Origin of the sequence: Helicobacter sp., from assembly GCF_029067145.1 — a bacterium.
In the GTDB taxonomy this organism is placed as follows: Bacteria; Campylobacterota; Campylobacteria; order Campylobacterales; family Helicobacteraceae; genus Helicobacter_D.
The window spans coordinates 17275-29915 of record NZ_JAIEFA010000031.1 but is presented as its reverse complement, the minus strand read 5'-3'; the positions used below and the strand labels follow the sequence as shown (position 1 = coordinate 29915).

Sequence of the window (12641 nt, the reverse complement as noted above, 5' to 3'; positions counted from 1 at the left end):
AATTTAATAGAAAATTAACCTTTTTTGAGAACTATCGTTTTGAGCAAAATATCGTGCAATGCCTTTTTGTCTTTGCGCCATAGAGGCATAAAGATTCCTACAACACTGACGCCCGAGAGCAAGAAAGCAATGAATCGCAAAAGGGCAAAAGGAAATGTTACATTTTTTCCATTTTCTCTGACAATCCATAGATTATAAGCCTTTTTGCCAGGCGTTTGTCCTTTGAATGCCAAAAGTAAAGCGACAAGGATTCCATAAATCAAAACTCCGCTAAAGGGAGCCCAAGACGAATCGCGGAATCCTTGCGCACTACCGATAACAACATAAGTTAAAAAATATAAAAGCGGCAAATAAATCATAAAAGTATCAATCACTTGTGCTTTGCCTCTGTCCCAAAAACTTGCGGTTTGCAAAGAATCAGATGGGTTTTGTGCTAATTCTTGTATGAGCTGATGAGGCAGGGCATTAGTCGGTGGGAGAGCGGAATCTGTTTTGTGTTTGGCTTGTGTTGGAGATTTTGGATTTTGTTTGACTTTTCTCCAACGCATTTTTTACCTTTAAGTCTTAATTGCCCCGACTTCCGGGTTTGATTGCCACACTTCCTTGTCGGCATAAAGGGCAATTTTGAGCTTCAAAGGTTTCAAAAATAAAATCTTCTAATGCAAAGAGTGGCAAACTAGGATTGAGTTTGCATTCTTTGGCTTCAAATTGATGAGAGCTTTGGTAGCGATTGCAAATTCCGCGATTTGCCAAAGCGGCATATCCTACAACTTGTGCGCCAAGTTTTTCTACAACCTGTGCCGATTCCATAGCTGAACCACCTGTGGTAATAATGTCTTCACACACAAGAATTTTCTCGTTTGGTTTAACTTCAAATCCTCTCCTTAAAGTCATTGTTCCATTTACGCGTTCTGTAAAAATAAAACGCACTCCAAGCGCGCGCGCAAGCTCGTAGCCTGCTAGGATTCCACCAAGCGCGGGAGAACAAACGCAATCTGCTTTGATTTTAGAATCTTGAATGATTTTTGCCAAAGCTGCGCCTAATTCTTCAGCTATTTTTGGATTTTCTAGCACCTTTGCAGATTGCAAATAAAAGGGAGAATGTCTCCCGCTACTAAGCAAAAAATGTCCCTCTAAAAGCGCGCCAGCGTTTTTGTAGATTTGTGTAATATTCATTAGAGATTCCTTACTTTAAGGCTAGATTTTGAGCAATTCCTCTTCTTTGTGTTTGACGAGTTCGTCAATCTTTTTTACTGCCTCATCGGTGAATTTTTGGATTTCCTCTTGTCCTCTTTTAGCGTCATCTTCGCTGATGGCTTTGTCTTTTTCTAGTTTTTTGACTTTATCGTTAGAATCTTTACGAATATTCCGAATCGCTACTTTTGCTTTTTCACCAATGTTTTTCGCCTCTTTTGCGATTTCTTTGCGTTGTTCGCTTGTCATTGGAGGGAAAAAGAGTTTAATCGTTTCGCCATCGTTGTTGGGATTGACGCCGATGTTTGCTTCTTGAATTGCGCGTTCAATGTCTTTGAGCAGGTTTTTTTCCCAAGGAGTGATGACGATTGTGCTTGCATCTTGTGCAATGACAGAACCTACTTGATTAAGCGGAGTGGGTGTATCGTAATAATCAATGCGAATAGAATCTAAAATCGCAATAGAGACTTTACCGCTACGCAAAGTGCCAAATTCTTTTTTCATTGCTTCAATGCTTTTGTTCATTGTTTCTTTTGTATGCGTGTAGATTTCTTGTAATTCCATAGGATTCCTTTAGTTGGATTCTGCATTATTAGGCGCAGAATCCTGCGGCAAAATAGGGGTTGGAATCGTTACTTCATCTACAATAGAGCTTTTAGAATCTTGCACATAAAGATAACTTAATGCAATCGTGTTGATGACAAATAACAAACCAAGTCCAAAAGTTAGTTTTGCTAAGAATCCCGCAGGTCCCTTAGCCCCAAATAAACTTTCGTTACTGCCACTATATGCGCCAAGACCAATGCTTGAACTTTTTTGTAATAAAACAATCGTCGTAATTAAGATTGCAAATACAAACTGCAATATCAATAAAATCCCTGTCATAGTTTTCCTTATATTCTATTTAATCTCAAAAAACTCTACGCATTTTAACGCACTTTATCTAATAGCTGGCTAAAGTTAGCAAATCGTTTTGTTTGTAATCAACTCACGCATAGACAAATAATTATTGAGCGCACCAAGATAAGCTCTCGCTGTTGCCTGCATTGTATCTAAATGCAATCCGTGTCCAATTACAGCAGGTTTTGTAGGGTCAAATTCTACTTTCACAACAACTTTGGCTAAAGCGTCCTTTCCCTCGCTTACTGCTTCTACTTTGTAGTCTTTTAAGACACCTTTGTATCCGCTGATTCTATCAATCGTTTTTAGAATCGCATCAACACTTCCATTGCCAATAGCTGCATCTATTTTTGTTTCCCCGTCTTTTTGGATAGAAATTGCTGCGTGAGGCACGCCACTAGAGCAGCTGCTAATCTGCAAGCCCAAAAGCTCAAAAACTTGAGGAATCTTTGTTGTTTCCTCTGTCATAATGGAACGAATATCCTCATCATAGACTTCTTTTTTTCTATCGCATAGGACTTTGAATCTTTCAAAGGCTTTATCCAAATCGTCTTGTGAAATCTCCCCAAATCCCATACTCGCCAACTTGTCTTTGAAGGCGGCGCGCCCGCTATGTTTGCCAAGAACTAAGCCATTGTTTTCTGGTATTCCAATATCGCTAGAGCGCATAATTTCATAGGTTTCACGATGTTTTAGCATACCATCTTGGTGGATTCCGCTTTCGTGGGCAAATGCGTTTTTGCCAACGATTGCCTTATTGGGTTGTGGGCGGATTCCTGTAATATCAGAGACAAGCTTGCTGCAAGCATAGATTTCTTTGGTGTTAATGCGTGTGTCCAATCCGTTAAAAATATCTTGACGCGTTTTTAGAATCATAACCACTTCTTCTAGCGCAGTATTTCCTGCGCGCTCTCCTAACCCATTAATCGTGCATTCAAGCTGTCTTGCTCCGTTTTGGATTCCAGCAAGGGAGTTTGCTACGGCAAGCCCTAAGTCATTGTGGCAATGTACAGAGAGAATCGCGGAATCCCCGACAAAGGCTTTAAGCTCTTGAATCATCTCTCCCAATTCTTGCGGCAATCTATAACCCACCGTGTCGGGCAAATTGAGCGTTTTTGCTCCCGCTTCAATGACTGCAGCAGCAATTTCTTTTAAGAATCCTCTATCGCTCCTGCTTGCGTCTTCACAGCTAAATTCCACATCTTCGCATAGACTTTTGGCTAAACTCACTGCTTCTACTGCGCGTTTAATCACTTCATTGGGCTGCATTTTGAGTTTAAATTCCATATGGATTGAGCTTGTCGCGATGAAAGTATGGATTCTTTTAAGCTTGGCTTTTTCTAATGCTTTTGCCGCACTTTCAATGTCTTTTGGTACGGCTCTTGCAAGAGAACAAATCGTGCTATTGCAAACTACTTCCGAGATTCTACTAATCGCTTCAAAATCTCCCGGACTAGCCGCTGCAAAACCCGCTTCAATAATATCTACGCCTAAACGTTCCAACGCCAAAGCAAGTTTGATTTTTTCCTCTGTGTTCATAGAAGCGCCAGGACTTTGCTCGCCATCTCTTAAGGTTGTATCAAAAATCTTAATTCTTTCCATTTTTATCCTTTGTTATTTGAAATCTTTTTATAAAAAACCAATATTCCCAGTGGCGCAAGCATTGAAATGGTTAAAAGATTCTTAGTGTGGCTATAATAAGTATAGAATCGCATACGCATTTTATTCCTTTGATTCTCTGCCAAAATGCTTAACGCAAAGATAATAACCTGCTCGCATAGGACCAAAGCAAACATAAAGACTGATTAAAATAACGATTGTAAAAATAGGATAAATAAATAAAATTGCTAAAATAATCATCAAAAGCACAATGACTCTACCAAAACTAATTTTTTCAAAACTTACTTTTTTGAAACTCGGATAGCGCACATTGCTCACCATTAGAAACGCTACAATTAAGCTTGCAATCATCAAAGGAAGCAAAAAGATGTTTTCGGAATCTTGTGGATATTGTTTGAGAAATTCCATTTCAAAAAGCAACCAGCTCACTACAAAAACTGCTGCTGAAGGAATCGGAAGCCCAATAAATACATTGGGTTCATTGCTGTTTGTTGTTACGTTAAAGCGCGCTAGACGAATCGCACCAAAGACGACATACAATCCCGCAACAACGACTCCAAATTTGCCATAATGGAAGCCACCATAGAAAAATAAAATCATTGCAGGAGCGACGCCAAAGGCAACTACATCAGCCAAAGAATCAAATTCTACACCAAATTTGCTTGTTGTGCCTGTAAGTCGCGCGACGCGTCCGTCTAATCCATCAAAAATGAGGCTAACAAGCACGAGCCAGCACGCAAGCTCAAAGCGTCCAACAAAGGCATAAGAAACCGCTAGGATTCCAATATAAATGCTAGCACCCGTGAAAAGATTGGGTAAAATATACAATGGGTCAATTTTCATTTTTTGGCGTTCCTAATCCTGCTACTGCTCGTCCTTAGAATCGTAGGTGTCTTGGGTTTTCTTTGAATCTCCTTCGTTTTGTATTGATTGGACTTTGCCAAGCAATGTTTTGCCGCCCAAAATTTTATCGTGAATATTCACTCTAAGCTCGGAGTTTAGCGGAATCTTTAGAGTTGCATTCCCATTAAGGAAAAATCCGATGCGTTCGCCAAGTCTAAAATTGGAATCCCAAAGATATAAAGAGGTTTGCGCAAAATATTTTGGATAAAGTGTAAGATAAAGCGTTGAAGTAGGAGTTTTGTCAGCTTCACGATGGAAAGCAAGAGTAATGCGCTCCCCTGTCATTTCATCACCATTTTTTAAACCCTTGATATGCTCAATCTCTAAAGCCTCACCGCATTTACCGAGATTTGCCAAAGGCATTCTAATCATACCGCAGAAGCAGATAGGCTTGCTGATTTGCAAATAAATACCATCGGATTTGTTTTCTATATTTTTAATTACGCCGTCAAGGGGAGACAAAATAGAATCGTTCGCATTGTCTTCCATAATGCGTTCGGTGTTTCTATAAAAATATATTAAACACAAAGTTGCAAGAAAACAAAGGAATCCAAAGATTTTCCAACCAAACAACCCGCTAAACAATAATAAAAGTAACCCTGCACCAATAGGTTTCCAGCCTTCTTTTGCAATCATTTCTGTGGTTGTTTTCATCAAATCTCCTTATATTTCTTCTTTTTCTTCTGCGACGATTCTGCTTTCTAAATTGTGTGCTTTTTCGTATTCGCTAATGATTTCGCGCACTTTTTGTCCATCAATATTTTCTTTCTCAAAAAGCTCTTTAACGATATTTTCAATCGCCTCTTTATAGGTCTCTAGGGATTCTTTTACCGCGTTGAAACGTTCATTTAAGAGAGTTTTAATATATTCGTCCATTTTTTGAGCCATTTCCTCGCTATATTCTCTGCTGCTTCCCAAACCACCATTTAAGAAAACATTGCGTTGTTTTTCAAGCACCATAAGCCCTGCTACATCTGTCATTCCATAGTAGCTCACCATTGCTTTGATAATATCCGTAGCGCGCTCTAAGTCGTTGCTTGCTCCTGTTGAGATTTCGCCTAAAAATACGGATTCCGCCGCTCTACCTCCTAGTAGCACATCTACTTCTGCTAATAATTCGTGCTTTTGCATAAGGTATTTGTTCTCTTCTGGCGTGTTTAATGTATAACCCAATGCGGCAAGTCCGCGTGGAATAATAGAAACTTTTGTTACCTTTTTTGCGCCTTTGGTGATTTCTGCAATGAGTGCGTGTCCGCTTTCGTGGTAGGCTACGATTTTTTTCTCTTTGGGTGAGATTCTGCGCGATTTTTTCTCTAATCCTGCAATTCCGCGTTCCACCGCTTCTAAAAAGTCGCTTTGTTCCACTTCTTTTTTGTTTCCTCTTCCTGCAAGCAGTGCGGCTTCATTGACGATATTTGCCAAATCTGCCCCTGCAAGTCCGGCGGTGAGTTTTGCTACTTCAAATAAATCCACATTTCTTGCGAGTTTGATATTTTTAATATGCACTTTTAGAATCTCAACGCGTCCTTCAAAGTCCGGTTTATCCACTAAAACTTGTCTGTCAAATCTGCCTGGGCGTAGAAGCGCAGGGTCTAGCACTTCGGGTCGGTTGGTGGCTGCTAGAACGATAACTGGCGACGCGTCAGAATTAAATCCGTCCATTTCGGCTAAAAGCTGGTTTAGGGTTTGTTCTCTCTCATCATTGCCGCTTATCATACCGCCTGCTGCACGACTTTTGCCAATCGCGTCAATCTCATCAATAAAAATAATGCTCGGTGCTTCTTTTTTGGCATTTTCAAACAAGTCTCGGACGCGACTTGCCCCTACACCTACAAACATTTCAATAAAGCTACTTCCACTGACAGAAAAAAATGGCACGCTTGCTTCGCCCGCTACGGCTTTGGCTAATAAAGTCTTGCCGGTTCCGGGAGGTCCTACGAGTAGCACCCCTTTAGGAATCTTAGCTCCCAATGCCGCGTAACGCTCGGGATTCTTTAGAAAATCTACGATTTCAACTACTTCGTCTTTTGCTTCTGCGTTGCCTGCCATATCTTCAAACTTGACATTTGGCTTTTCCGCATTGACAAGTTTTTTGGAGCTCCCAATGCCCAAGATTCCATTTCCCATATTTTTTTGCATTCTGCTTGCCAAAAACATCCAAATTGCAAAGAAAATAAAGACAGGCAAAACCCAGCCAAAAAGCATATCGCTTAGCCAATTGTTTTCATTGTAGCCGGTGTATTCTACGCCTTTTTCATCTAGCAAGGGAATCAAGGTGCTATCGGGATTCACTCTTTGGGCATTGTAAGCGATTTTGTTTCCCCCATTTTCTGCCGTTGCTTTGATGTTGGTTTGTCCAATCGCGACAAAATCTACTTCTTTGTTTTCAATTAATTTTTTGAGTTCATAATAATTAATCGTTTTTGTTGTAGTTGCTCCGCTTAATTTGCTAATCTCTCCACTTGCTGGTGAGAGCATACGAAAAACAACAATGGCAATGATTGCAAAGAGGACAAACATTAAAAGCGGATTTTGATTAAAAAAATTATTTGGCTTTTTGTCCTGTGGATTTGGATTATTATTAGGTTTTTGCATATTTATCCTTTGTTTTGTAAAACTAGAGTTGCCCATTCGTTGTTAATTTTTTGGGAAACTATTTTAAAATTTTTGAATTTATTAAGAACCTTTGGTATATATTGTTCTAAAATGCCAGATAAAATCAAATATCCCTCTTGCTTCACATAAGATTCTAAGGGCAATGCAACAATGACATCTGCGAGAATATTTGCAAGAATAATGTCAAATTTTCCTTTTTGGGTTGGAATCGTGTGAAGCGAACCCAAAAAGACTTCATTTAAGAGGACATCATTTTTTGCCATATTATCTTTTGTTGCCTCAATCGCAAGCTCATCTGTGTCGCATGCCCACACTTTTGCGCCACTTTTTTTAGCGCAAATGCTTAGGATTCCACTTCCGCACCCAACATCTAAGATAAGCTTGTCTGTAAGTGCGCTTGAATAATTCCCGCTATTTCCTTTCTCTTTATTTTGAAGTTCTATTTCTTGGAATGTGTGCTCTAGGAGTTCTAATGCTTCCAAACAACCAAAAGTACTTTCGTGATGCCCGCTTCCAAAAGCAAGTGCAGGGTCAATAATGACATTGATTTTATTCTTTTTTCCCTCAAACCACGAAGGGTGAATATAATACTTGCCGCATTCTATGGGTGTAATGGATTTACGATAAGAGGCAATCCAATCTTGATTTTTCAAAGTTTCTTCGGAAAATTCTAAATGGATAGAATCCGACATTATCGTTTCTAATTCTTTAGCATACGCAATTAATTGTGATTTTATCGGCTTGATGTCAGCCTCTGTGCGGACAATGAATCCTTGTTCAGTCTCTTCAATTGCCTCACCTGTTATTTCTAGTGCTTTGTCTTGCAATAACCATAAAAAATTATCCGCTTTGACGCTTAGACAATTGTAGTAGGATTCCATAATTAATCATTTACGCCTAAAACAACTTCTAATTTTTCTTTTAAGACTTGTGGAGTGAAGGGTTTAACAATATAGTTATTTACTCCTGCTTTTAGTGCAGTGATAACCTCTGCTTTACCACCTTCAGTAGTAACCATAATGATTGGAATATCTTTGAAACGTTCATCTGCACGCACTTTTTTCACCAAATCTAATCCATTCATTTCGGGCATATTCCAATCGGTAATAAGCACTTTGGTATCGGGATTGGCATTCATTTTATCCCAGCCCTCTACGCCATTTTCGCCCTCTAAAATGTCTTCATAGCCAAGTCTTGCTAAGGTATTCTTGATAATTCTTCGCATAGTTGAACTATCATCTACAACAACCATTTTCATGCTAACTCCTTATAAAATAAAACTTCTTTTTAAAAAAATTGAAAAATAACAATAACTTGATATAATAGCATAATTTCGCATAAAGCGAACATAAAATTTTAAATAAATCAAGAATCTAAACGACAAACTTAATATTTATTGAAAATTTTTAAAGGCTTTTTGTAAATCAATTTTGCCCTCGTAAAATGCTTTACCCACAATTACGCCATCAATCTCCGCCTCTCTTAGTGCCTCAAAATCTTCTTGACAAGATAGCCCGCCACTTGCAATAGTGAAAATTTGGCTTTTGTCTTGAATTTTTTTTGTAAATTCCAAGTTGATTCCATCTAGCATTCCATCGTGTGCAATATCTGTGCAAATGATTGCCTGAATCTTACTTCCTTTAAAAAGCTCTGCAAATTCCCACGCAAGCGTGTCCCCGCCCTTAGCCCAGCCCTCTGTGGCGATTTTGTTGTCTTTTGCGTCAATCCCAATGACAATGGGGTATTTTTCTGCCATTTCCAATGCAAAGTTTGGATTTTTTAGCGCAATAGAACCCAAAATGACGCGTGAGATTCCTAAATCTAAGTAAGCTTTAATCGTCTCTTCCTCGCGGATTCCGCCACCTACTTCAATTTTAAGCTTAGAATTTTTGCAGATTTTTTCAATCACGGCACGATTCTTTGGAGTGCCAGCGAATGCGCCATCTAAATCTACAATATGCAAATATTCTGCTCCTAAAGTTTCAAAATGTTTTGCAAGCTCGGTGGGCTCTTTTGCATAGATTTTTGCACTTTCCATTAAACCTTGCTTTAAACGCACGGCACAGCCTTCTTTTAAATCAATTGCGGGAATAATTTGCATACAACTCCTTATAAATGGACAAAATTTTGTAGAATCCTAAGTCCCACATTATGCGATTTTTCGGGGTGTGGTTGGATTCCAAAAATATTATCCTTTTGCACAATAGAGGCAAATTCCGTTCCATATTGACTTACTCCAATGGCATTTTGCAAATTTTTCACATAATAACTATGCACAAAGTAGAGATAAAAAGGCGATTCTAATCCACTTAAAAGCGGAGATTCTTTGATTTTTTGCACACAATTCCAACCCATATGTGGAATCTTTTGCGTTGGAGTTAAGGAGCTTTTTTCAAATTTCACTACTTCGCCCTCTATCAAGCCCAAACCTAAATGCTCGCCAAATTCGTAACTTTTTTGAAATAACAATTGCATTCCCAAACAGATTCCAAGCAGTGGCTTGCCGCTTTTGGCAAACTCTAGCACTGCTTCTTGCATTCCATTGTGTGCTAGGTGTTGCATTGCGTCGCCAAATGCTCCAACACCGGGCAAAATAAGAGAATCGTAGTTTTTAAGATTCTGTGCATCTTGCGTGATATGGGCTTTTTTGCCAAGTTTTTGAATTGCGTTTTGAACGCTTGCAAGATTTCCGATTCCATAATTTACAATTCCAAGCATATTAATCTCGTTTAAGATTTGCAGTGAGTTTAACATACAATGCTAAGCCAACAAGCAAACAAGTAACTGCACCAATGAGATAGACGGCATATAGCAGTTTTTCTGGCGCAGTGATTGCAAACTTAAAGACAAGCATTAAGGATTCAATGGCTAAAGCAATCACGATAGAACCCAAGAATCGTGTCATTGTTTTATGCACGACTTTAGAATCTTGCGACTTCTGACGCCCCAAAACTTCCTCTTCAAAGATTGCGCGCACAAGGTCAAAAATAGCCAAACTTAAAGTAATGAGAATCGTTGCTTCAAAAACATCTTTAATATCTAAAATCTCCAAACTTCCAAAGCGATATAAGGCGTCCCATAAACTAACGCTGCCCTTTACGAGCAACAAAGAACAAACAAGAAAGAGAGACAAAGCCATTAGAAAATAAACGCATTTGCCAACTCCAAAAGAAAATCCAAACAAAGGTGTGGTGCGCACAAGCTCCAAACTTCTTTCCAAACGCACGTCCATACAGACGATGTAGGCAAGGTCTCCCTTATCATTATAGATAGGATAAGAAACCGTGATGACAAGATTGCCGCTTGCTAAAGAGGGATAAGGGTCTGTTAGGATACATTTTTTTTCTTTCACTGCGCGATAAAAATAGGCACGTTCATTATGGTTTTCGCCCTTTTTGCACTCTATGTTAGAATCTCTAGAGATTCCGTCTATGACTAAAGTCCCGCTAGAATCTAATACATAAATGAGTTCAAAGATTCCCACTTCTTTTTCTATTTTTTTGATTCCATCAACAATTTTATTTAATTCAATATGTGGCAAGTGATTTTTGATATTGCGTTGCATTAAGAAACATAAATACGCACGAATCTCATAGCGCATTTCACTAAAATGTGCAATGTCTTTTGATAACATAAAAATTCCTTAAATCTAAGATTGAATTTGGGTAGAAATTGTATCAAAAAATACAGAATAATAACCCATATCTTTTGGCAATTTTGCCCGCCAAGATTCCAAAATGCTTTGATAATCCTCTAAGGTTAAATTTCCTTTTAACAATTCATAATTAAGATAAAGTCCATAAGTGTTTAGAACATCACTTTGACAATATTCATCAATCTTGTCTTGTTTGCCCTCATAATATAATTGTAACACTTGCTCTCCGCTCGTGTCGTATTTGCCCGGAAAGCCAACTAAGTTTGCGAGGGCATCTAGTTTGAGATTCCGCGCGCTGCCGTAGTTTCCTAAGCTATCATATAAATCCGTATGGAATCTTTCACTATATCTTTGGCGATAATTTTCCCATTTGCTTTTATTGTATTGCGCGTTATTTTCCTCAAAATACGCATTGGCTTGGAGCTTGTATTTCATTGCGCGCAAAAGCAACATTGGCATATCAAATCCTCTCCCATTGAAGCTTACGAGTTTTGGTTGATGTTTGTTAAGATAGTTTAAAAATGCCGCAATCAATGATTTTTCTTTTTCCTCTTTGGAATCTCCACTGCTTTTGAAATTGCCCACCTTGATAAAGCGTCCATATTCATCGCAAGACACAGCGGCAATGCTGATGACTTGATGATAACAAAGTGGCAAAAATTCTGTGCCGCTTAGTTCTTTTTGAATCTCCATTGCGGCTTTGCTTATTTCTAAATCATTTTGGGATTCTACTTGGATATTTCGTTTTTCAAATTCTGCCTTAAAGCCTTTTTGGATTAAATCCACATCTAAAATTGTTTCGCAATCAAATACAATAATCATTTGCGCTCCTTTGTTTTTAACTGCGTATTTTAAAGTAATTTTAGTTAGAATCCAAATTGATATGTCAAATAAAGGGGTAATTATGTTGCTTGGAGTAAATATTGACCATATTGCAACCTTAAGAGAGGCGCGCAAAATCAATGACCCTGACCCATTAGAAGCAGTGTTTATTGCTAAACGCGCAGGAGCAGACCAGATTACTTTGCATTTGCGCGAAGACCGCAGGCATATGCACGATTTAGATGTAAAACGTGTGTGTGAAAGCTCCTTTTTGCCTGTGAATGTAGAATGTTCTATCAATCCGCAAATCATTGATTATTTATTAGAACTTCAGCCCCATCGCATTACTTTAGTGCCTGAAAACCGAGCAGAAGTAACAACAGAGGGCGGATTAGATGTCATAGGAAATTTTGATAGAATCGCAGAAATTGCACAATCTTTTAGGGAAAAGGGCATAGAAGTTTCACTTTTTATTGATACGCAACTAGACCAAATTTGTGCCTCTAAAGAAGTTGGTGCGCAAATGATAGAGATTCATACGGGTGCTTATGCGAATTTGCATTTGATGTTAAATTCTAATTTACCCCGCACGCAACATAGCATAGAATCCCTAAACCTACCCAAAGGGGAGTTAAAAGCTGCTTTGAGAGATTCCATAGAAAGCTTACAAAATGCTGCAAAAGAGGCAAAATGGTTAGGACTAGAGGTTGCCGCGGGACACGGATTAAACTATGTTAATCTTGCTCCTGTTTTATCTATTGTGGAGATTGGAGAACTCAATATCGGGCAGAGCATTATTGCGCGCGCTATTTTTAGCGGACTTGAAAATGCCATTAAAGAAATGGTGGAGTTGGTAAAGGGTTAGATTTAAGATTCCATTGTAAAGGTTAGTGTGTGTGATTATGGATTGCTTCGCTTCGCTCGCAAGGAC

Annotated in this window: 15 protein-coding genes; 1 reads left to right on the top strand and 14 read right to left on the bottom strand. The window is 38.8% G+C overall.

What is annotated here, in order from left to right:
* Positions 1-14: 14 nt before the first annotated feature.
* The 14 genes from K2N75_RS02530 to K2N75_RS02465 form a co-directional block, all read right to left on the bottom strand.
* Positions 15-548 carry an RDD family protein gene (locus K2N75_RS02530; protein WP_297679427.1) on the bottom strand — a complete coding sequence of 178 codons (534 nt, stop codon included), beginning with the start codon at positions 546-548 and terminating at the stop codon, positions 15-17.
* 16 nt (positions 549-564) lie between these two features.
* Positions 565-1176: an orotate phosphoribosyltransferase gene (pyrE, locus tag K2N75_RS02525; RefSeq protein ID WP_297679429.1), complete on the bottom strand. Its 612-nt coding sequence runs from the start codon at positions 1174-1176 to the stop codon at positions 565-567.
* A gap of 21 nt (positions 1177-1197) precedes the next feature.
* Entirely contained in the window at positions 1198-1758 is a 561-nt protein-coding gene (gene frr, locus K2N75_RS02520) for a ribosome recycling factor (RefSeq protein WP_297679431.1), read from the bottom strand.
* 9 nt (positions 1759-1767) lie between these two features.
* The gene (gene secG / locus K2N75_RS02515) at positions 1768-2079 is read right to left on the bottom strand and encodes a preprotein translocase subunit SecG (RefSeq protein ID WP_297679433.1); all 312 of its coding nucleotides are present in this window, start codon (positions 2077-2079) and stop codon (positions 1768-1770) included.
* Between the two features lie 75 nt (positions 2080-2154).
* A complete protein-coding gene (locus tag K2N75_RS02510; protein ID WP_297679434.1) occupies positions 2155-3696 on the bottom strand; it encodes a 2-isopropylmalate synthase in 1542 nt (513 codons plus the stop codon).
* A gap of 120 nt (positions 3697-3816) precedes the next feature.
* The gene (gene pssA / locus K2N75_RS02505; RefSeq protein ID WP_297679436.1) at positions 3817-4557 is read right to left on the bottom strand and encodes a CDP-diacylglycerol--serine O-phosphatidyltransferase; all 741 of its coding nucleotides are present in this window, start codon (positions 4555-4557) and stop codon (positions 3817-3819) included.
* 21 nt (positions 4558-4578) lie between these two features.
* Positions 4579-5271, bottom strand: coding sequence for a hypothetical protein (locus K2N75_RS02500; protein WP_297679437.1), 693 nt, complete (start codon positions 5269-5271; stop codon positions 4579-4581).
* A gap of 9 nt (positions 5272-5280) precedes the next feature.
* Positions 5281-7212 (bottom strand): ATP-dependent zinc metalloprotease FtsH, encoded by a 1932-nt coding sequence (gene ftsH / locus K2N75_RS02495; protein WP_297679438.1) that lies wholly within the window; start codon positions 7210-7212, stop codon positions 5281-5283.
* A gap of 2 nt (positions 7213-7214) precedes the next feature.
* Positions 7215-8114 (bottom strand): 50S ribosomal protein L11 methyltransferase, encoded by a 900-nt coding sequence (locus K2N75_RS02490; protein WP_297679439.1) that lies wholly within the window; start codon positions 8112-8114, stop codon positions 7215-7217.
* 2 nt (positions 8115-8116) lie between these two features.
* Positions 8117-8491 (bottom strand): chemotaxis response regulator CheY, encoded by a 375-nt coding sequence (locus tag K2N75_RS02485; RefSeq protein ID WP_115551332.1) that lies wholly within the window; start codon positions 8489-8491, stop codon positions 8117-8119.
* 135 nt (positions 8492-8626) lie between these two features.
* Positions 8627-9334 (bottom strand): 1-(5-phosphoribosyl)-5-[(5-phosphoribosylamino)methylideneamino]imidazole-4-carboxamide isomerase, encoded by a 708-nt coding sequence (gene hisA / locus K2N75_RS02480; RefSeq protein ID WP_297679440.1) that lies wholly within the window; start codon positions 9332-9334, stop codon positions 8627-8629.
* An 8-nt stretch (positions 9335-9342) separates the two neighbouring features.
* Entirely contained in the window at positions 9343-9951 is a 609-nt protein-coding gene (gene hisH, locus K2N75_RS02475) for an imidazole glycerol phosphate synthase subunit HisH (protein ID WP_297679470.1), read from the bottom strand.
* Between the two features lies 1 nt (position 9952).
* A complete protein-coding gene (locus tag K2N75_RS02470; RefSeq protein ID WP_297679441.1) occupies positions 9953-10867 on the bottom strand; it encodes a PDC sensor domain-containing protein in 915 nt (304 codons plus the stop codon).
* A 15-nt stretch (positions 10868-10882) separates the two neighbouring features.
* The gene (locus tag K2N75_RS02465) at positions 10883-11710 is read right to left on the bottom strand and encodes a 3'-5' exonuclease (RefSeq protein ID WP_297679442.1); all 828 of its coding nucleotides are present in this window, start codon (positions 11708-11710) and stop codon (positions 10883-10885) included.
* A gap of 82 nt (positions 11711-11792) precedes the next feature.
* Between K2N75_RS02465 and K2N75_RS02460 the strand changes: the two genes are divergently transcribed.
* The gene (locus K2N75_RS02460) at positions 11793-12575 is read left to right on the top strand and encodes a pyridoxine 5'-phosphate synthase (protein ID WP_297679443.1); all 783 of its coding nucleotides are present in this window, start codon (positions 11793-11795) and stop codon (positions 12573-12575) included.
* Positions 12576-12641 lie beyond the last annotated feature (66 nt).

Excerpts from the sequence above, each read along its gene's own strand:
- ftsH (WP_297679438.1), bottom strand. The coding sequence starts at position 7,212 with ATGCAAAAACCTAATAATAATCCAAATCCACAGGACAAAAAGCCAAAT.
- K2N75_RS02465 (WP_297679442.1), bottom strand. The coding sequence starts at position 11,710 with ATGATTATTGTATTTGATTGCGAAACAATTTTAGATGTGGATTTAATC.
- pyrE (WP_297679429.1), bottom strand. The coding sequence starts at position 1,176 with ATGAATATTACACAAATCTACAAAAACGCTGGCGCGCTTTTAGAGGGA.
- K2N75_RS02460 (WP_297679443.1), top strand. The coding sequence starts at position 11,793 with ATGTTGCTTGGAGTAAATATTGACCATATTGCAACCTTAAGAGAGGCG.
- K2N75_RS02485 (WP_115551332.1), bottom strand. The coding sequence starts at position 8,491 with ATGAAAATGGTTGTTGTAGATGATAGTTCAACTATGCGAAGAATTATC.
- secG (WP_297679433.1), bottom strand. The coding sequence starts at position 2,079 with ATGACAGGGATTTTATTGATATTGCAGTTTGTATTTGCAATCTTAATT.
- hisH (WP_297679470.1), bottom strand. The coding sequence starts at position 9,951 with ATGCTTGGAATTGTAAATTATGGAATCGGAAATCTTGCAAGCGTTCAA.
- hisA (WP_297679440.1), bottom strand. The coding sequence starts at position 9,334 with ATGCAAATTATTCCCGCAATTGATTTAAAAGAAGGCTGTGCCGTGCGT.
- K2N75_RS02490 (WP_297679439.1), bottom strand. The coding sequence starts at position 8,114 with ATGGAATCCTACTACAATTGTCTAAGCGTCAAAGCGGATAATTTTTTA.
- K2N75_RS02510 (WP_297679434.1), bottom strand. The coding sequence starts at position 3,696 with ATGGAAAGAATTAAGATTTTTGATACAACCTTAAGAGATGGCGAGCAA.
- K2N75_RS02530 (WP_297679427.1), bottom strand. The coding sequence starts at position 548 with ATGCGTTGGAGAAAAGTCAAACAAAATCCAAAATCTCCAACACAAGCC.
- frr (WP_297679431.1), bottom strand. The coding sequence starts at position 1,758 with ATGGAATTACAAGAAATCTACACGCATACAAAAGAAACAATGAACAAA.
- K2N75_RS02500 (WP_297679437.1), bottom strand. The coding sequence starts at position 5,271 with ATGAAAACAACCACAGAAATGATTGCAAAAGAAGGCTGGAAACCTATT.
- pssA (WP_297679436.1), bottom strand. The coding sequence starts at position 4,557 with ATGAAAATTGACCCATTGTATATTTTACCCAATCTTTTCACGGGTGCT.
- K2N75_RS02470 (WP_297679441.1), bottom strand. The coding sequence starts at position 10,867 with ATGTTATCAAAAGACATTGCACATTTTAGTGAAATGCGCTATGAGATT.